At 69.5% G+C, this 17962-nt stretch carries 14 protein-coding genes; 13 read left to right on the forward strand and 1 reads right to left on the reverse strand.

The features are described from left to right. From SAVERM_RS31510 to SAVERM_RS31565, 12 genes are all read left to right on the forward strand, one after another. Complete coding sequence (locus SAVERM_RS31510; protein WP_010987519.1) at positions 1-1416, forward strand: UDP-N-acetylmuramoyl-tripeptide--D-alanyl-D-alanine ligase; 1416 nt, start codon at positions 1-3, stop codon at positions 1414-1416. Continuing rightward, the gene (gene mraY, locus SAVERM_RS31515; RefSeq protein WP_010987520.1) at positions 1413-2486 is read left to right on the forward strand and encodes a phospho-N-acetylmuramoyl-pentapeptide-transferase; all 1074 of its coding nucleotides are present in this window, start codon (positions 1413-1415) and stop codon (positions 2484-2486) included. Before SAVERM_RS31510 ends, mraY begins: the two co-directional genes overlap by 4 nt. After that, complete coding sequence (gene murD, locus SAVERM_RS31520) at positions 2468-3886, forward strand: UDP-N-acetylmuramoyl-L-alanine--D-glutamate ligase (protein ID WP_171033153.1); 1419 nt, start codon at positions 2468-2470, stop codon at positions 3884-3886. Before mraY ends, murD begins: the two co-directional genes overlap by 19 nt. A gap of 64 nt (positions 3887-3950) precedes the next feature. Then, complete coding sequence (ftsW, locus tag SAVERM_RS31525; protein WP_010987522.1) at positions 3951-5300, forward strand: putative lipid II flippase FtsW; 1350 nt, start codon at positions 3951-3953, stop codon at positions 5298-5300. A 6-nt stretch (positions 5301-5306) separates the two neighbouring features. After that, a complete protein-coding gene (murG, locus tag SAVERM_RS31530; protein WP_010987523.1) occupies positions 5307-6398 on the forward strand; it encodes an undecaprenyldiphospho-muramoylpentapeptide beta-N-acetylglucosaminyltransferase in 1092 nt (363 codons plus the stop codon). A gap of 215 nt (positions 6399-6613) precedes the next feature. Beyond that, a complete protein-coding gene (locus SAVERM_RS31535; RefSeq protein WP_010987524.1) occupies positions 6614-7405 on the forward strand; it encodes a cell division protein FtsQ/DivIB in 792 nt (263 codons plus the stop codon). Positions 7406-7681: 276 nt separating this feature from the next. Beyond that, on the forward strand, positions 7682-8872 hold the full coding sequence (gene ftsZ / locus SAVERM_RS31540) for a cell division protein FtsZ (protein WP_010987525.1): 1191 nt from the start codon (positions 7682-7684) through the stop codon (positions 8870-8872). Continuing rightward, a complete protein-coding gene (gene pgeF, locus SAVERM_RS31545; protein ID WP_010987526.1) occupies positions 8869-9597 on the forward strand; it encodes a peptidoglycan editing factor PgeF in 729 nt (242 codons plus the stop codon). The genes ftsZ and pgeF overlap by 4 nt, the downstream gene beginning before the upstream one ends. A 6-nt stretch (positions 9598-9603) precedes the next feature. Next, complete coding sequence (locus SAVERM_RS31550; RefSeq protein ID WP_010987527.1) at positions 9604-10323, forward strand: YggS family pyridoxal phosphate-dependent enzyme; 720 nt, start codon at positions 9604-9606, stop codon at positions 10321-10323. Between the two features lie 130 nt (positions 10324-10453). Continuing rightward, entirely contained in the window at positions 10454-11095 is a 642-nt protein-coding gene (locus tag SAVERM_RS31555) for a cell division protein SepF (RefSeq protein WP_010987528.1), read from the forward strand. A gap of 51 nt (positions 11096-11146) precedes the next feature. Beyond that, positions 11147-11431, forward strand: coding sequence for a YggT family protein (locus tag SAVERM_RS31560; RefSeq protein WP_010987529.1), 285 nt, complete (start codon positions 11147-11149; stop codon positions 11429-11431). 46 nt (positions 11432-11477) lie between these two features. Next, positions 11478-12704: a DivIVA domain-containing protein gene (locus tag SAVERM_RS31565; protein WP_010987530.1), complete on the forward strand. Its 1227-nt coding sequence runs from the start codon at positions 11478-11480 to the stop codon at positions 12702-12704. 238 nt (positions 12705-12942) lie between these two features. Here SAVERM_RS31565 and ileS read toward each other — a convergent pair whose 3' ends face one another. Then, positions 12943-16086: an isoleucine--tRNA ligase gene (gene ileS / locus SAVERM_RS31570; protein WP_010987531.1), complete on the reverse strand. Its 3144-nt coding sequence runs from the start codon at positions 16084-16086 to the stop codon at positions 12943-12945. A 752-nt stretch (positions 16087-16838) separates the two neighbouring features. Between ileS and SAVERM_RS31575 the strand changes: the two genes are divergently transcribed. Next, the gene (locus SAVERM_RS31575; RefSeq protein ID WP_010987532.1) at positions 16839-17909 is read left to right on the forward strand and encodes a TraR/DksA family transcriptional regulator; all 1071 of its coding nucleotides are present in this window, start codon (positions 16839-16841) and stop codon (positions 17907-17909) included. Positions 17910-17962 lie beyond the last annotated feature (53 nt).

The following is a 17962-nucleotide window of genomic DNA, read 5'->3' on the forward strand; positions in this document are numbered from 1 at the left end:
GTGATCGCCCTCTCTCTCGCCGAGATCGCAGCAGTCGTCGGCGGGCAGACGTACGACATACCGGATCCGGCGGTACAGGTCACCGGACCGGTCGTCCGGGACTCCCGTGAGGTGGAGTCCGGCAGCCTCTTCGTCGCCTTCGCCGGTGAGCGCGTGGACGGCCACGACTTCGCGGCAGCGGTCGTGGAAGCGGGCGCCGTCGCCGTTCTGGCGTCCCGCCCCGTCGGGGTGCCCGCGATCGTCGTGGACGACGTCCAGACGGCGCTCGGGGCCCTCGCGCGCCATGTCGTGGAGCGCCTCGGCGCGACCCTCGTGGCGCTCACCGGCTCCGCGGGCAAGACCAGCACCAAGGACCTGATCGCCCAGGTGCTGAGAAGCAAGGCGCCGACGGTCTTCACGCCCGGCTCGCTCAACAACGAGATCGGGCTGCCGCTCACCGCCCTCAGCGCCACCGAGGAGACGAAGTTCCTCGTGCTGGAGATGGGCGCCCGCGGCATCGGTCACATCCGCTACCTCGCGGATCTCACGCCTCCGAAGGTCGGTCTCGTCCTCAACGTCGGCACCGCCCACATCGGCGAGTTCGGCGGCCGCGAGCAGATCGCGCAGGCCAAGGGCGAGCTCGTCGAGGGTCTTCCGCCGGCGGAGGACGGCGGCGCCGCGATCCTGAACGCCGACGATCCGCTCGTCCGCGCCATGGCGTCCCGCACGAAGGCGCGCGTGATCCTCTTCGGAGAGTCCGACGAAGCGGACGTACGCGCCGAGAACGTCCGTCTCACGGCCGGCGGACAGCCCTCGTTCAGCCTTCACACACCCTCCGGGTGCAGCGATGTGACCATGCGCCTGTACGGTGAGCACCACGTGTCGAACGCGCTCGCCGCGGCCGCCGTCGCCCATGAGCTGGGCATGTCCGCAGACGAGATCGCCCGTGCGCTCTCCGAGGCGGGCTCCCTCTCCCGTTGGCGGATGGAGGTCACCGAGCGCCCGGACGGCGTGACGGTCGTCAACGACGCCTACAACGCGAACCCCGAGTCCATGCGAGCCGCCCTGCGCGCGCTCGCGGCAATGGGCAAGGGGCGGCGGACCTGGGCGGTGCTCGGCAAGATGGCCGAGCTCGGGGACGAGGCGCTCGCCGAGCACGACGCGGTCGGACGGCTCGCCGTCCGGCTCAATGTCGGCAAGCTCGTCGCGGTCGGGGGCAGGGAAGCGTCCTGGCTGCAACTGGGCGCATATAACGAGGGTTCGTGGGGTGAGGAGTCGGTGCACGTGTCCGACGCACAGGCGGCTGTCGACCTGTTGCGCAGCGAGCTGCGCCCGGGGGACGTCGTTCTCGTGAAGGCGTCCCGGTCGGTCGGGCTGGAGAGCGTTGCACAGGCGCTGCTCGAGACCGGTGCCGAGGGTGAGGTTGTCGCCCGATGATGAAGCAGATCCTGTTCTCAGGAGTCATTGGTCTCTTCCTGACCCTGGTCGGCACTCCGCTGCTGATCAAGCTGCTCGCCCGCAAGGGCTACGGGCAGTACATCCGTGACGACGGCCCGCGCGAGCATCACAGCAAGCGCGGTACGCCGACCATGGGTGGTATCGCCTTCATCCTGGCGACGATCATCGCGTACTTCATGTCCAAGGTGATCACGGGCTACACGCCGACCTTCTCGGGTCTGCTGGTGCTCGGCCTGATGGCCGGCATGGGCCTGGTCGGCTTCCTGGACGACTACATCAAGATCGTCAAGCGGCGCTCGCTCGGTCTGCGGGCCAAGGCGAAGATGGCCGGTCAGCTGATCGTCGGTATCGCCTTCGCGGTCCTCGCGCTGCAGTTCGCGGACAACCACGGCAACACCCCGGCCTCCACCAGGCTCTCCTTCGTGGAGGACTTCGGCTGGACCATCGGCCCGGTGCTGTTCGTGATCTGGGCCCTGTTCATGATTCTCGCCATGTCGAACGGCGTGAACCTGACGGACGGTCTGGACGGTCTCGCCACCGGCGCCGCGACCATGGTCTTCGGCGCGTACACGTTCATCGGCGTCTGGCAGTTCCAGGAGTCCTGCGCCAACGCGCAGACCCTCACCAACCCGGCCGCCTGCTACGAGGTACGCGACCCACTCGACCTCGCGGTCGTCGCCTCCGCCCTCATGGGCGCCTGCTTCGGCTTCCTGTGGTGGAACACGTCGCCCGCCAAGATCTTCATGGGTGACACCGGATCCCTCGCGCTCGGCGGCGCGCTCGCCGGTCTCGCGATCTGCTCCCGCACCGAACTGCTGGTCGCGCTCCTCGGCGGCCTCTTCGTCCTGATCACCATGTCGGTCGTCATCCAGGTCGGCTCCTTCCGGCTCACCGGCAAGCGGGTCTTCCGAATGGCGCCACTCCAGCACCACTTCGAACTCAAGGGGTGGTCCGAAGTCCTTGTGGTGGTCCGCTTCTGGATCATCCAGGGCATGTGCGTGATCGTCGGTCTCGGCCTCTTCTACGCAGGATGGGCAGCCAAGAAGTGACCAACTGGCAGGGCAAGAACGTCACCGTCGCCGGGCTCGGCGTCTCCGGTATCCCGGCGGCCCGCGTGCTGCACGGCCTCGGCGCGGTCGTCACGGTCGTCAACGACGGCGACGACGAGCGCTCCCGGGCCCAGGCCGCGGATCTGGAGGCGCTCGGCATCACCGTGCGCCTCGGTGACGGCGCGACCCTGCCCGAGGGCACCGAGCTCATCGTCACCACACCCGGCTGGCAGCCGGACAAGCCGCTGTTCGCCGCGGCCGCCGAGGCGGGCGTCCCGGTCTGGGGCGACGTCGAACTCGCCTGGCGGCTGCGCGGCCCCGGATCCGCGCCCTGGCTCGCCGTCACGGGCACCAACGGCAAGACCACGACCGTGCAGATGCTCGCCTCGATCCTGACGGCCGCGGGCCTGCGCACGGCCGCGGTCGGCAACATCGGCGTCTCGCTCCTCGACGCGGTCCTCGGCGAGGAGACGTACGACGTCCTCGCGGTCGAACTCTCCAGCTACCAGCTGCACTGGGCGCCCTCCCTGCGCGCCCACTCCGCCACCGTCCTGAACATCGCGCCCGACCACCTCGACTGGCACGGCTCCATGGAGGCGTACACCGCCGACAAGGGCCGTATCTACGAGGGCAATCGGGTCGCCTGCGTCTACAACGTGGCCGACAAGGCCACCGAGGACCTGGTGCGCGCGGCGGACGTCGAGGAGGGCTGCCGGGCCGTCGGCTTCACGCTGGGCACGCCCGGACCGTCCCAACTCGGCGTCGTGGAGGGCATTCTGGTCGACCGCGCCTTCGTCGAGGACCGGCAGAAGAACGCCCAGGAGCTGGCCGAGGTGGCGGACGTGCATCCGCCCGCGCCGCACAACATCGCCAACGCCCTTGCGGCAGCGGCCCTGGCGCGCGCCTTCGGGGTGCCCGCCTCGGCGGTACGGGACGGACTGCGGGCCTTCCGCCCGGACGCCCACCGCATCGCGCACGTCGCCGACGTGGACGGGGTCACCTACATCGACGACTCCAAGGCCACCAACACGCACGCCGCGGAAGCCTCTTTGGCGGCGTACGGGTCCATCGTCTGGATCGCCGGCGGGCTCGCCAAGGGCGCCTCCTTCGACGAGCTGGTGGCCAAGTCGGCACAGCGGCTCCGGGGTGTGGTGCTCATCGGTGCGGATCGTGCGCTGATCCGTGAAGCCCTTGCGCGACACGCCCCGGAGGTACCCGTCGTCGACCTCGACCGGACCGACACTGGGGCGATGCCCGCGGCTGTCCAGGAGGCGCGGCGGCTCGCCGTCGCCGGCGACACGGTACTGCTGGCCCCGGCCTGTGCCTCGATGGACATGTTCGCCAACTACAACAAGCGCGGTGACGCGTTCGCGGAGGCGGTTCGCGGACTCGGAGCCTGATCCGGCCGCCTCGCCGGGCGACCTTGGGAGGGACGCGTGACACCGCTCAGGCCCGGAGACGCCGATGCCCACTAGCCGTACCGGCCGGCCCCCCGTCCAGCGTGCCACCAGGCGGCCCGCCGCGTCCCGCTCCCGGCGCGAGAACCCCGTACAGAGCCTCTACCACCGCGCCAGGCGCGCCTGGGACCGGCCGCTGACCGCCTACTACCTGATCCTCGGCAGCAGCCTCCTGATCACCGTGCTCGGTCTGGTGATGGTCTACTCGGCCTCGCAGATCACCGCGTTGCAGATGTCGCTGCCCGGTTCGTACTTCTTCCGCAAGCAGTTCCTGGCGGCCTCGATCGGCACCGTACTGCTGCTGACCGCCTCGCGGATGCCGGTGAGGCTGCACCGGGCGCTGGCGTACCCGCTGCTGGCCGGCGCCGTCTTCCTGATGATCCTGGTGCAGGTGCCGGGGATAGGCGTGGCGGTCAACGGCAACCAGAACTGGATCTCCGTCGGCGGCCCGTTCCAGCTTCAGCCGAGCGAGTTCGGCAAGCTCGCCCTCGTGCTGTGGGGCGCCGATCTGCTCGCCCGCAAGCAGGACAAGCGGCTGCTGACCCAGTGGAAGCACATGCTGGTGCCGCTCGTCCCGGCGGCCTTCATGCTGCTCGGGCTGATCATGCTCGGCGGCGACATGGGCACGGCCATCATCCTGACCGCGATCCTCTTCGGGCTGCTGTGGCTGGCGGGGGCGCCGACCAGGCTGTTCGGCGGTGTGCTGGCCATCGCCACGACCATCGGGATCATCCTCATCAAGACCAGCCCGAACCGCATGGCCCGCCTCGCCTGCATCGGCGCCACCGATCCCGGGCCGGGCGACCACTGCTGGCAGGCCGTGCACGGCATCTACGCGCTCGCCTCGGGCGGAATCTTCGGTTCCGGGCTCGGCGCCAGTGTGGAGAAATGGGGCCAACTCCCCGAAGCGCACACCGACTTCATCTTCGCCATCACCGGGGAGGAACTCGGTCTGGCGGGGACGCTGTCGGTGCTCGCCCTCTTCGCGGCTCTAGGCTATGCGGGTATCCGCGTGGCCGGACGCACGGAGGACCCCTTCGTGAGGTACGCCGCGGGAGGTGTGACCACCTGGATCACGGCTCAGGCCATGATCAACGTAGGTGCGGTGCTCGGTCTGCTGCCGATCGCCGGTGTCCCGCTCCCGCTGTTCTCCTACGGGGGTTCCGCCCTGCTGCCGACCATGTTCGCCATCGGGTTGCTGATCGCCTTCGCGCGCGACGAGCCCGCTGCGCGGGCCGCGCTTGCGATGCGGCAACCTCGCTTTGGTAGAAAGCGGGCTGGAGGTCCTGCGGGGCCTCGGAGATGGAAAACGATGAGACGGCGTGCCTCGGCGGCGCGTTCGTCCGGAGAGCGGTGAATTTCGGTGCATGTCGTACTCGCCGGTGGGGGGACCGCCGGCCACATCGAGCCCGCGCTCGCCCTCGCGGACGCCCTGCGCAGGCAGGACCCGACCGTGGGGATCACGGCCCTGGGAACGGAGCGCGGCCTCGAGACCCGTCTCGTACCCGAGCGCGGTTACGACCTCGCGCTGATCCCCGCCGTCCCGCTGCCACGCAAGCCCACGCCCGAGCTGATCACCGTCCCCGGGCGGCTGCGCGGCACGATCAAGGCGGCCGAGCAGATCCTGGAGCGCACCAAGGCGGACGCCGTGGTCGGCTTCGGCGGCTATGTCGCCCTGCCCGGCTACCTGGCCGCCAAGCGGCTCGGTGTGCCGATCGTCATCCACGAGGCCAACGCCCGCCCCGGCCTGGCCAACAAGATCGGCTCGCGGTACGCGGCCCAGGTCGCCGTGTCCACCCCGGACAGCAAGCTGCGCGGCGCCCGCTACATCGGCATCCCGCTGCGCCGCTCCATCGCCACCCTCGACCGGGCCGCCGTACGCCCCGAGGCGCGCGCCGCGTTCGGACTCGACCCGAACCTGCCGACGCTGCTGGTCTCCGGCGGCTCGCAGGGCGCCCGCCGGCTCAACGAGGTGGTCCAGCAGGTCGCGCCGTACCTCCAGCAGGCCGGCATCCAGATCCTGCACGCGGTCGGCCCGAAGAACGAAATGCCGCAGGTCCACCAGATGCCGGGGATGCCCCCGTACATCCCGGTACCGTACGTGGACCGGATGGACCTCGCCTACGCCGCTGCCGACATGATGCTCTGCCGCGCGGGCGCGATGACCGTCGCCGAACTCTCCGCCGTCGGACTCCCGGCCGCCTACGTCCCGCTGCCCATCGGCAACGGCGAACAGCGGCTGAACGCCCAGCCGGTGGTCAAGGCCGGCGGCGGCCTCCTCGTCGACGACGCGGAACTGACACCCGAGTGGGTCCAGGGCAACGTCCTGCCCGTCCTCGCCGACCCGCACCGGCTGTACGAGATGTCCCGCGCCGCCAGCGAGTTCGGCCGTCGGGACGCCGACGACCTGCTCGTCGGCATGGTGTACGAGGCAATCGCCGCACGCCACCGCTAGGGTCTGTCCCGCGGGTCGGCCCGACGCGAGGCGGCGGCGTCCGACCGGCGGAGCCGAGCGGGGTCCGGTGGGTCAACTGCGAGGCGGCGGAGGCTGTGACGTCAGCCGCCGCCGCGGCGACCGCCAAAGCCGCGGCAGATGTACTGGCGGACCACGCGGCCCCCGGCGGGAGCCGCCTGACGGGCCCCAGGAAGGCATGAGGGAAGGCAGGGAGCGTGGCCGGACCGACGACCGCCGAGCGCGGCGAACGGCAGAAGCTGGAGTCCGGCCCGCCCCGGCTGCCCCGCCTGCGGCCCCGGCCCCGTACGTTCATCATCCTTTTGTGTGCGGTGGTGTTGGCGGGCGCCGGATCCGTGTGGGTCCTCTACGGTTCCCCGTGGCTGCGCGTGGAGCGTGTGTCCGTCTCCGGGACACGGGTCCTGACGGAGGGTCAGGTGCGCGAAGCGGCCGATGTGTCGCTCGGATCGCCCCTGATTTCCGTCGGTATCGACGAGATTGAGGCGCGATTGCGCCAGAAATTGCCCCGAATTGACTCGGTTGATGTCGTCCGTTCCTGGCCTCATGGAATCGGGCTGAAAGTGACCGAGCGCACTCCGGTCCTGATTGTCGAAAACTCCGGAAACGGGGGAAAGTACGTCGAAGTGGACGCCAAGGGAGTGCGATTCGCGACGGTTTCGGACGCTCCGAAGGGCGTGCCCGTGCTGGAATTGGCCGTCTCCCGGTCGGCGGCGGCCCTGCGGCGCTTCCCCGAGGCCCGGCTGGTGCGGGAGGCGGTCCGGGTCGCCGGGGACCTCCCGGCCGCCGTCGCCCGCGACACCGGCACCGTCAAGGTCCGCTCGTACGACTCCATCTCGCTGGAGTTGAGCGGCGGTCGCACCGTGATGTGGGGGAGCGGCGAGAAGGGCAGCGCGAAAGCCAGGACGCTCACCGCTCTCCTGAAAGCCTCTCCCGGGGCGCGGCACTTCGACGTGAGCGTGCCCACTGCCCCTGCGTCATCAGGGAGTTGACGCACATCTGCGCAGGCCAGCACCCTGGTTGGGCACTGCTACGGCTGATCACATAGGGTGAAAAGAAAAACGGGAGGTTCGGCGTGTTCGTTGAACGTGCGCCACTTGTCGACTTAGTGTCCTGTTCGGAAGAGTCCAGGGAACAGACACACTGGTAACCCTAAACTTCAGCGTTAGGGTTCGGGTCGGCGTTCGGACCGTCCCATTCGGCATCAGTCGTCGGATCGCGTCATCCGCGAGGCGGCGACACGTAACTCGAGGCGAGAGGCCTTCGACGTGGCAGCACCGCAGAACTACCTCGCAGTCATCAAAGTCATCGGTGTCGGCGGCGGTGGTGTCAATGCCATCAACCGGATGATCGAGGTCGGTCTCAAGGGCGTCGAGTTCATCGCCATCAACACGGACGCGCAAGCTCTGTTGATGAGCGACGCCGACGTCAAACTCGACGTCGGTCGCGAACTCACCCGCGGACTCGGCGCCGGAGCCAACCCGGCTGTCGGCCGCAAGGCAGCCGAGGACCACCGCGAGGAGATCGAGGAGGTCCTCAAGGGGGCCGACATGGTCTTCGTGACGGCCGGGGAAGGCGGCGGCACCGGCACCGGCGGCGCGCCCGTCGTGGCCAACATCGCCCGCTCGCTCGGCGCCCTCACCATCGGCGTGGTCACGCGCCCGTTCACTTTCGAGGGACGGCGCCGCGCCAACCAGGCGGAGGACGGCATCGCCGAACTCCGCGAAGAGGTCGACACCCTCATCGTCATCCCGAACGACCGGCTGCTGTCCATCTCGGACCGCCAGGTCTCGGTCCTCGACGCCTTCAAGTCGGCGGACCAGGTCCTGCTCTCCGGTGTTCAGGGCATCACCGACCTCATCACCACGCCCGGTCTGATCAACCTCGACTTCGCCGACGTGAAGTCCGTGATGTCCGAGGCCGGTTCGGCGCTCATGGGCATCGGCTCGGCCCGCGGCGACGACCGCGCGGTGGCGGCGGCCGAGATGGCGATCTCCTCGCCACTCCTGGAAGCCTCCATCGACGGCGCCCGTGGCGTCCTGCTCTCCATCTCCGGCGGCTCCGACCTCGGCCTGTTCGAGATCAACGAGGCGGCCCAGCTGGTGAGCGAGGCCGCGCACCCCGAGGCCAACATCATCTTCGGCGCGGTCATCGACGACGCCCTCGGCGACGAGGTGCGCGTCACCGTCATCGCCGCCGGGTTCGACGGCGGCCAGCCGCCTTCGAAGCGGGACACCGTCCTCGGCTCGTCCTCCGCCAAGCGCGACGAGCCCACGCCGGCCCGGCCCGCCGAGAGCCGCCCGTCCTTCGGCTCGCTCGGCAGCGTCACGCCGAAGGAGGCCCCGGAGCCCGCGCCGGAGCCGGTGAACGAACTCCCGGTCTCGCCGCCGGTCCCGCCGTCCCGGACCTACTCGGACAGCGCGGCCGAAGAGCTGGACGTGCCGGACTTCCTGAAGTGATAGGACAGCGCGACACCGTGAGCGGCGCGCACTTCGCCTTCACCGACCGGTGGGGCGGGGTGAGCGCCGTTCCGTACGAGGAGCTCAACCTCGGCGGAGCGGTCGGCGACGACTCCGACGCCGTACGTACCAATCGTGAACTGGCCGCCAAGTCCATGGGGCTCGACCCGGCCCGGGTGGTCTGGATGAACCAGGTGCACGGGCCGGACGTGGCCGTGGTCGACGAGCCGTGGGGGGCGCGGCCCGTGGCCGAGGTCGACGCGATCGTCACCCGGCGCCGCGGACTCGCCCTCGCCGTACTCACCGCCGACTGCACGCCGGTTCTGCTCGCCGACCCCGTCGCCGGGGTCGCGGCCGCCGCCCACGCCGGGCGGCCCGGCATGATCGCCGGAGTCGTGCCGGCCGCCGTCGAGGCGATGGTGGAGCTGGGTGCCGACCCGTCCCGGATCGTCGCCCGTACCGGCCCCGCCGTCTGCGGCCGCTGCTACGAAGTGCCGGACGCGATGCGCGCCGAGGTCGCGGCCGTCGAACCCGCGGCGTACGCCGAGACCAGTTGGGGCACGCCCGCGGTGGATGTGAGCGCCGGCGTGCACGCGCAGCTCGAACGGCTCGGGGTGTGCGACCGGGAGCAGTCGCCGGTGTGCACCCTCGAATCCGGTGACCACTTCTCGTACCGCCGCGACCGCACCACCGGTCGGCTCGCGGGCTATGTCTGGCTGGACTGATGGTGCATGACGGACCGTAAGGATCAACTCGCCGCAAACCTGGCGAAAGTGGAGGACCGCATCGCGGCCGCGTGTGCGGCCGCCGGGCGTGGGCGGGAGGAGGTGACCCTCATCGTGGTCACCAAGACCTACCCTGCGATCGATGTGCGGATCCTGTCGGAACTCGGTGTGCGCGATGTCGCCGAGAACAAGGACCAGGACGCGGCGCCCAAGGCCGCCGAGTGCTCGGATCTGCCGCTCAAGTGGCACTTTGTCGGTCAGTTGCAGACCAATAAGGTGCGCTCTGTGGTGGGTTATGCCGATGTCGTGCAATCCGTCGATCGTCCCAAGCTTGTCACGGCTCTGTCGAAGGAAGCCGTGCGCGCCGGGCGCGAAGTGGGCTGCCTGATCCAGGTCGCGCTGGATGCTCAGGAGTACGGACGGGGAGAGCGCGGCGGTGTGGGACCCGGCGGACTCGAAGAGTTGGGCGACCTCGTCGCCGAGGCTCCGGGCCTGAGGCTGGACGGGCTGATGACCGTCGCGCCGCTCACCGGGGAGTACGCGGGTCGCCAACGGGCGGCGTTCGACCGGTTGATGGATTTGTCGACTGACCTGCGCCGAGCCCATCCGGCTGCGAACATGGTTTCCGCAGGGATGAGTGCGGACCTCGAGGAGGCCGTGGCGGCCGGGGCGACACATGTGCGCGTCGGCACTGCGGTACTCGGCGTCCGCCCCAGGCTCGGGTAACGTCGCCAAGAAGTCGGACCACAGCAGAAAATATGGTCATTACCGCCGATAGGCGGGCGCAACGACCTCGTGGATCGCGGGCACTTGGCACATCGTCAGTGGATCCACCACAGAGCGGAGGACTCAGAGCATGGCCGGCGCGATGCGCAAGATGGCGGTCTACCTCGGCCTCGTGGAGGACGATGGGTATGACGGCAGGGGATTCGATCCCGACGACGACTTCGAGCCAGAGCTCGACCCGGAGCCCGAGCGGGACCGCAGGCGGCATGAACCGCCACACCAGTCACACCAGGCACTTCACCCTCAACGGGACGAATCGGTACGAGTGGTACAGCCGCCGATGCAGCGGGATCCTGTGCCGCATTCCGCTTCGCTCCCCGCGGAATCCGTACGGCCTGCACGAATCGCCCCCGTGGCATCCATCACACAAGAACGTCAAAGCCTGGAGAAGAACGCACCGGTGATCATGCCCAAGGTCGTGTCGGAACGGGAGCCTTACCGGATCACCACGCTCCATCCGCGGACCTACAACGAGGCCCGTACCATCGGGGAACACTTCCGCGAAGGCACCCCGGTGATCATGAATCTGACCGAGATGGATGACACTGATGCGAAGCGACTTGTCGACTTTGCGGCCGGTTTGGTGTTTGGTCTTCACGGCAGCATCGAGCGGGTGACGCAGAAGGTGTTCCTGTTGTCGCCTGCTAACGTCGATGTCACGGCGGAGGACAAGGCCCGCATCGCAGAGGGCGGGTTCTTCAACCAGAGCTGAGACGCACCACCGGAATGAAGCACGGGAACAGGGGAGAGGGAAACACGGATCATGAGCGTGGTCTTCGATGTCATCTACATCGCGCTGATGTGTTTCCTCATCGTGCTGATCTTCCGGTTGGTCATGGACTACGTCTTCCAGTTCGCCCGCTCATGGCAACCCGGCAAGGCGATGGTGGTCGTTCTGGAGGCCACCTACACTGTCACTGATCCACCGCTCAAGCTTCTGCGGCGGTTCATTCCGCCGCTGCGTCTCGGGGGCGTGGCGCTAGACCTGTCCTTCTTCGTACTGATGATCATCGTCTACATCCTGATCTCCGTCGTGAGCCGGCTGTGAACGATACGGTCTTGCCGAATGCCGACGACTACGTTGAGGTGAAGAGATGCCGTTGACCCCCGAGGACGTGCGGAACAAGCAGTTCACGACCGTCCGCCTCCGAGAAGGCTATGACGAGGACGAGGTCGATGCCTTCCTCGACGAGGTCGAAGCCGAACTGACCCGCCTGCTCCGCGAGAACGAGGACCTGCGCGCCAAGCTGGCCGCGGCCACGCGTGCCGCTGCGCAGAACCAGCAGCAGGGCATGCGCAAGCCACCCGAGCAGCAACAGGACCAGCAGCAGGGCATGCGAGGTCCCGGTTCTCCGGTGCCCGCCGGGATATCGGGCCCGCCGCAGCAGCAGCAGATGGGTGGCCCCATGGGCGGCCCGCCGCAGCTGCCGAGCGGCGCCCCGCAGCTGCCTGCCGGTCCCGGTGGCGGCCAGGGTGGCCCGCAGGGCCCCGGCCCGATGGGTCAGGGTCAGATGGGTCAGGGCCCGATGGGCCAGGGTCAGATGGGCCAGGGACCGATGGGCCAGGGCCAGATGGGCCAGGGCCAGATGGGTCAGGGTCCGATGGGCCAGGGCCCCGGCCAGATGCAGGGCCAGATGCAGCAGATGGGCGGTCCCATGGGCGGTCCCATGGGTGGCCCCATGGGCGGTCATGGCCCGCAGATGTCGCAGCCCGGTCAGGGCCCCGGCGGCGACAGCGCCGCGCGTGTGCTCTCGCTGGCCCAGCAGACCGCCGACCAGGCGATCGCCGAGGCTCGTTCCGAGGCCAACAAGATCGTCGGCGAGGCCCGTAGCCGCGCCGAGGGTCTGGAGCGCGACGCCCGTGCCAAGGCGGACGCTCTCGAGCGGGACGCGCAGGAGAAGCACCGCGTAGCGATGGGCTCCCTGGAGTCCGCTCGCGCCACGCTGGAGCGCAAGGTCGAGGACCTGCGCGGCTTCGAGCGCGAGTACCGCACGCGGCTGAAGTCCTACCTGGAGTCGCAGCTGCGTCAGCTGGAAACCCAGGCCGACGACTCGCTGGCTCCGCCGCGGACTCCGGCGACCGCGTCCCTGCCGTCGTCCTCGCCGTCCATGGCTCCGGCGGGCGCGAGCGCCCCGTCGTACGGCGGCAACCAGACGATGGGTGGCCCTCCGGCTCCGGCCGCGCCTTCCTATGGCGGCCAGCAGCAGATGTCCCCGGCCATGACCCAGCCGATGGCCCCGGTCCGGCCGCAGGGCCCGTCGCCCATGCAGCAGGCGCCTTCGCCGATGCGCGGTTTCCTCATCGACGAGGACGACAACTGACGGCCTCCCGTACGCCTTAGGCGTCGTCGGCGTTCAGGGCGGGGCCCCGGATTCTTCCGGGGCCCCGCCCTTTTGCGTGCTTCTGCGTCCGGGGCCTGCGCGGCGCTTGTGCAGTGTGTGTTCGGGCATGGGGACAGCTGTCCGTGCGTACGCAACGCCGAAGGCCCGGGCCCGCCAAGATCTTTGGCGGGCCCGGGCCTTCGTGTGTGCCGCTGTGCCTTGCTGTGGTGCGTTGCCGTTACGCCTTGCGCAGGCGGAACGTCAGCGACAGGGACTCGTCGGTGAACGGCTCCCCGTATGTGTCGTCCGCCTCACCCTGGGCGAAGTCCGTGGCGAGGACCTCGTCGGCGATGAGCTCGGAGTGCTCGGACAGCGCCGCGATCACCTCCGGGTCCGTCGAGGTCCAGCGGAGCGCGATCCGGTCCGCCACGTCGAGGCCGCTGTTCTTGCGGGCCTCCTGGATCAGACGGATCGCGTCACGGGCGAGGCCCGCCTGCCGCAGTTCCTCCGTGATCTCCAGGTCGAGGGCGACCGTCGCACCGGAGTCGGACGCGACCGACCAGCCCTCGCGCGGAGTCTCGGTGATGATCACCTCGTCCGGGGCGAGCGTCACCGTCTCGCCGTCGACCTCGACCGACGCCGTGCCCTCGCGCAGGGCCAGCGACAGCGCGGCCGCGTCGGCGCCCGCGACAGCCTTCGCGACGGCCTGGACGCCCTTGCCGAACCGCTTGCCGAGCGCGCGGAAGTTCGCCTTGGCGGTGGTGTCGACCAGCGAGCCGCCGACCTCGCTCAGTGCGGCCAGGGATGTGACGTTCAGCTCTTCCGTGATCTGCGCGTGCAGCTCACGGTCGAGCGTTTCGAAGCCGGCCACCGCGACCAGCGCACGCGACAGCGGCTGCCGGGTCTTGACGCCCGACTCCGCGCGCGTGGCACGGCCGAGCTCGACGAGCCGCCGGACGAGCACCATCTGCTTCGACAGCTCCGGGTCGATGGCGGACAGGTCCGCCTCCGGCCACGACGCCAGGTGTACGGACTCGGGGGCGCCCGGCGTCACCGGGAACACCAGGTCCTGCCAGACCCGCTCGGTGATGAACGGGGTCAGCGGGGCCATCAGGCGCGTGACCGTCTCGACGACCTCGTGCAGGGTGCGCAGCGCCGCCTTGTCGCCCTGCCAGAAGCGGCGACGGGAGCGGCGTACGTACCAGTTGGACAGGTCGTCGACGAACGCGGACAGGAGCTTGCCGGCGCGCTGGGTGTCGTACGACTCCAGGGCCTGCGTCACCTGGTCGGTGAGCGCGTGGAGTTCGGACAGGAGCCAGCGGTCGAGGACCGGGCGGTCCGCCGGGGCCGGGTCGGCCTCGCTGGGCGCCCAGCCCGACGTGCGCGCGTACAGGGCCTGGAAGGCGACCGTGTTCCAGTACGTGAGGAGCGTCTTGCGGACGACCTCCTGGATGGTGCCGTGGCCCACGCGGCGCGCCGCCCACGGGGAGCCGCCCGCCGCCATGAACCAGCGCACCGCGTCCGCTCCGTGCTGGTCCATCAGCGGGATCGGCTGAAGGATGTTGCCCAGGTGCTTGGACATCTTGCGGCCGTCCTCGGCGAGGATGTGGCCGAGGCACACCACGTTCTCGTACGAGGACTTGTCGAAGACGAGCGTGCCGACCGCCATCAGCGTGTAGAACCAGCCTCGCGTCTGGTCGATGGCCTCGCTGATGAACTGCGCGGGGTAGCGGCTCTCGAAGAGCTCCTTGTTCTTGTACGGGTAGCCCCACTGCGCGAACGGCATCGAACCCGAGTCGTACCAGGCGTCGATGACCTCCGGGACGCGGGTCGCCGTCCGCCCGCAGCCGTCCTGGGGGCAGGCGAAGGTGACCGCGTCGATGAACGGGCGGTGCGGGTCCAGGTTCGACTGGTCGGTGCCTGTCAGCTCGGAGAGCTCCGCGCGGGAGCCGACGCAGGTGAGGTGGCCCTCCTCGCAGGTCCACAGCGGGAGCGGGGTGCCCCAGAAGCGGCTGCGGGACAGCGCCCAGTCGACGTTGTTGTTCAGCCAGTCACCGAAGCGGCCGTGCTTGACGGACTCCGGGAACCAGTTGGTCTTCTCGTTCTCCTGGAGGAGGCGGTCCTTGACGGCCGTGGTGCGGATGTACCAGGACGGCTGCGCGTAGTAGAGGAGCGCGGTGTGGCAGCGCCAGCAGTGCGGGTAGCTGTGCTCGTACGGGATGTGCTTGAAGAGCAGACCGCGGTTCTGGAGGTCCTCGGTGAGCTTTTCGTCCGCCTTCTTGAAGAAGACACCGCCCACGAGGGGAACGTCCTCCTCGAAGGTCCCGTTCGTGCGGACGGGGTTCACCACCGGCAGGCCGTACTCACGGCAGACCTTGAGGTCGTCCTCACCGAAGGCGGGGGACTGGTGGACCAGACCCGTACCGTCCTCGGTGGTGACGTACTCGGCGTTCACCACGTAGTGGGCGGGTGCCGGGAACTCGACCAGTTCGAACGGACGTTGATACGTCCAGCGCTCCATCTCGGCGCCGGTGAAGGTCTCGCCGGTGGTCTCCCAGCCCTCACCGAGGGCCTTCTCGACGAGCGGCTCGGCGACGACGAGCTTCTCCTCGCCGTTCGTCGCGACCACGTAGGTGACGTCGGGGTGCGCGGCGACGGCGGTGTTGGAGACCAGCGTCCACGGGGTCGTCGTCCACACCAGGAGCGCGGCCCGGCCGGCCAGCGGACCGGAGGTGAGTGGGAAACGGACGTAGACGGAGGGGTCGACGATCGTCTCGTAGCCCTGTGCCAGCTCGTGGTCCGACAGGCCGGTCTCGTCCTGCGGGCACCACGGGGCGACGCGGTAGTCCTGGACCAGCAGCCCCTTGTTGAAGATCTCCTTGAGCGACCACCACACGGACTCGATGTACTCGGGGTCCATCGTGCGGTACGGGTCGTTCAGGTCGGTCCAGTAGCCCATGCGGGACGTGAGCTCTTCGAAGGCGTCGGTGTGGCGGGTCACGGACTCGCGGCACTTGGCGTTGAACTCGGCGATGCCGTACGCCTCGATGTCCTGCTTGCCGCTGAAGCCGAGCTCCTTCTCCACCGCCAGCTCCACCGGGAGGCCGTGGCAGTCCCAGCCGGCCTTGCGGGCCACGTGGTAGCCGCGCATGGTGCGGAAGCGGGGGAAGACGTCCTTGAAGACGCGGGCCTCGATGTGGTGGGCGCCCGGCATGCCGTTGGCCGTGGGCGGGCCCTCATAGAACACCCATTCGGGGCGGCCCTCGGACTGCTCGAGGCTCTTGGCGAAGATCTTCTGCTCGCGCCAGAAGTCGAGCACGGCGTGCTCGAGGGCGGGCAGGTCGACCTGGGCGGGCACCTGGCGGTACTGCGGCGGTTTCATCGGCGAGCTTCCTCCGGCGGACTTTCTGCCTTCCGTCCGGAGGGACGAGAGCCGAGTCTTTCCGTACGCCGTGTGCGGCGCGCTCCCGCGGTACCACCCTCCTTGGCTCCCCGGCGCCCTGTGTGCACCGATGAGCCCCCTCATTGGGGTCGCGATGCCGGGTCTACTGGCTTCGGCTGCTGGGCCTCGGCGTTCTTCCGGCGGCTCCGGGGTGATCTTCGCGTCGCGCTCGCCCCCGGGCTTCCACCGTCCCCGGGTCGCTCCTGGCCGCGTCCGCCGCTACTCGTCCCCATCCACGCTTCTCGCTCCGCCCAGTGTACGGCGCCGCGCGGACAGCGGCCGACCGGTTTTCCGGGGCCCGCGCGGAAGGCGGCAGGGGGGCCGGTACGGGCCGCGGACTGACCCGAATGGCGAGGCGGCGGCGTCCGGATCCTGGGACGCCCGGCCCGGCGGATTACCCGGCGGAGAGCTGGGCACAACGCTGGAAGGCTTGCCGCGCGGCACCCGTGGGGCGGGCAAATCATGGGCGTGCCCCGTTGCCGCGGGCCAGAAGTCGATTTATCGTCCCAGCACGATTCGCGATCAAGATCACAATATGTGAAGGGGCCGCGGCCATGGTGGCGAAGAAGACCGCCGTACAGCAGTCGGCGTCGGGCAGATCCACGGGTTCAGCGGCCAAGGACGTCGATGGCGAGAAGAGTGCCCATGCAGTGGTTGCGAACGGCGCGCCCAAGCCGGTGAGGACGGTTCGTATGGACGCCGGAGGATCGGGAACGGAGGGCACGGCGGAGGCCGCGGGTGCTTCCTCGGCTGCGGGTGCTGCGGGTGCTGCGGGTGCTTCGGGGGCGAGGAAGACCGGGGGAACGAAGTCCGCCGCGAAGAAGACCACGGTCGCCGCGTCGGCCGGGGCCGCCACAAAAGCCGCGGCGAAGAAGATCACGGCGAAGAGAACCGCGGTGAAGAAGACCACGGTGAAGAAGAGCACGGCGAAGAAGTCCACGGTGAAGGAAACCGGCGTGCGGAAGACCGTCGCCCAGAAGGAGGCGGCGGCCTCGAAGGTGGCTCCTTCGAAGAGGCCGGACGAGGAGGAAGGCCCCGAGAGGCCGGCGGCGAAGAATGCGGCCGGGACGAAGGCGGCCGGGAAGAAGACAGCGGAGAAGGCCGCCGTCGCGAGGAAGACCGTTGCCAGGAAGAGTGCCGCAGCGAAGGGCGGTACCACGGAGGCCACCTCCCCGAAGAGCACCTCCACGAAGAGCACCTCCACGAAGAGTGCGGCCAAGAAGAGCACTGCCAAGAACGCGGGCGCGGCCGCGGCCGCGAAGCAGACGGGAGCCACGACAGTGGTTGCGAAGAAGACTCCTGGCACGGCCACGGCGGCGCAGAACCCCACCGCGGTCCCCAAGGCGCGGATCGCCGCGGTGGAGCCCGGCGAGCTGGCCGTGCGCCCCGGCGAGGACCCGTGGACCCCCGAGGAGGTCGCGGAGGCACGCGCCGAACTTCAGGGCGAGGCGATCCGGCTGAGCACCGAGATCTCCTCGTCGGAGGCGGCGCTCGTCGGTCTGATGCGGGACTCCGGGGACGGTGCGGGCGACGACCAGGCGGACACCGGCACCAAGAACATCACGCGCGAGCACGAGATGGCTCTCGCCGCCAACGCGCGCGAGATGCTCGAACAGACCGAGCGGGCGCTGGAGCGGCTCGATGCCGGTACGTACGGCCTCTGCGAGAACTGCGGCAACCCCATCGGCAAGGCGCGTATGCAGGCCTTCCCGCGGGCCACGCTGTGCGTCGAGTGCAAGCAGAAGCAGGAACGCCGTTACTGAATCCCTCCTGGGCACGTGGTCGGGTAGGGGCGTGTCGTACTCTCGTCCCCAGT

The organism is Streptomyces avermitilis MA-4680 = NBRC 14893 (genome assembly GCF_000009765.2).
GTDB lineage: Bacteria > Actinomycetota > Actinomycetes > Streptomycetales > Streptomycetaceae > Streptomyces > Streptomyces avermitilis.

Bases quoted from the DNA above. Each gene is read 5' to 3' on its own strand.
- SAVERM_RS31550 (WP_010987527.1), top strand. From the start codon at position 9,604: ATGACGGACCGTAAGGATCAACTCGCCGCAAACCTGGCGAAAGTGGAG.
- SAVERM_RS31560 (WP_010987529.1), top strand. From the start codon at position 11,147: ATGAGCGTGGTCTTCGATGTCATCTACATCGCGCTGATGTGTTTCCTC.
- ileS (WP_010987531.1), bottom strand. From the start codon at position 16,086: ATGAAACCGCCGCAGTACCGCCAGGTGCCCGCCCAGGTCGACCTGCCC.
- SAVERM_RS31565 (WP_010987530.1), top strand. From the start codon at position 11,478: ATGCCGTTGACCCCCGAGGACGTGCGGAACAAGCAGTTCACGACCGTC.
- SAVERM_RS31555 (WP_010987528.1), top strand. From the start codon at position 10,454: ATGGCCGGCGCGATGCGCAAGATGGCGGTCTACCTCGGCCTCGTGGAG.
- SAVERM_RS31575 (WP_010987532.1), top strand. From the start codon at position 16,839: ATGGACGCCGGAGGATCGGGAACGGAGGGCACGGCGGAGGCCGCGGGT.
- murD (WP_171033153.1), top strand. From the start codon at position 2,468: ATGGGCAGCCAAGAAGTGACCAACTGGCAGGGCAAGAACGTCACCGTC.
- ftsW (WP_010987522.1), top strand. From the start codon at position 3,951: ATGCCCACTAGCCGTACCGGCCGGCCCCCCGTCCAGCGTGCCACCAGG.
- mraY (WP_010987520.1), top strand. From the start codon at position 1,413: ATGATGAAGCAGATCCTGTTCTCAGGAGTCATTGGTCTCTTCCTGACC.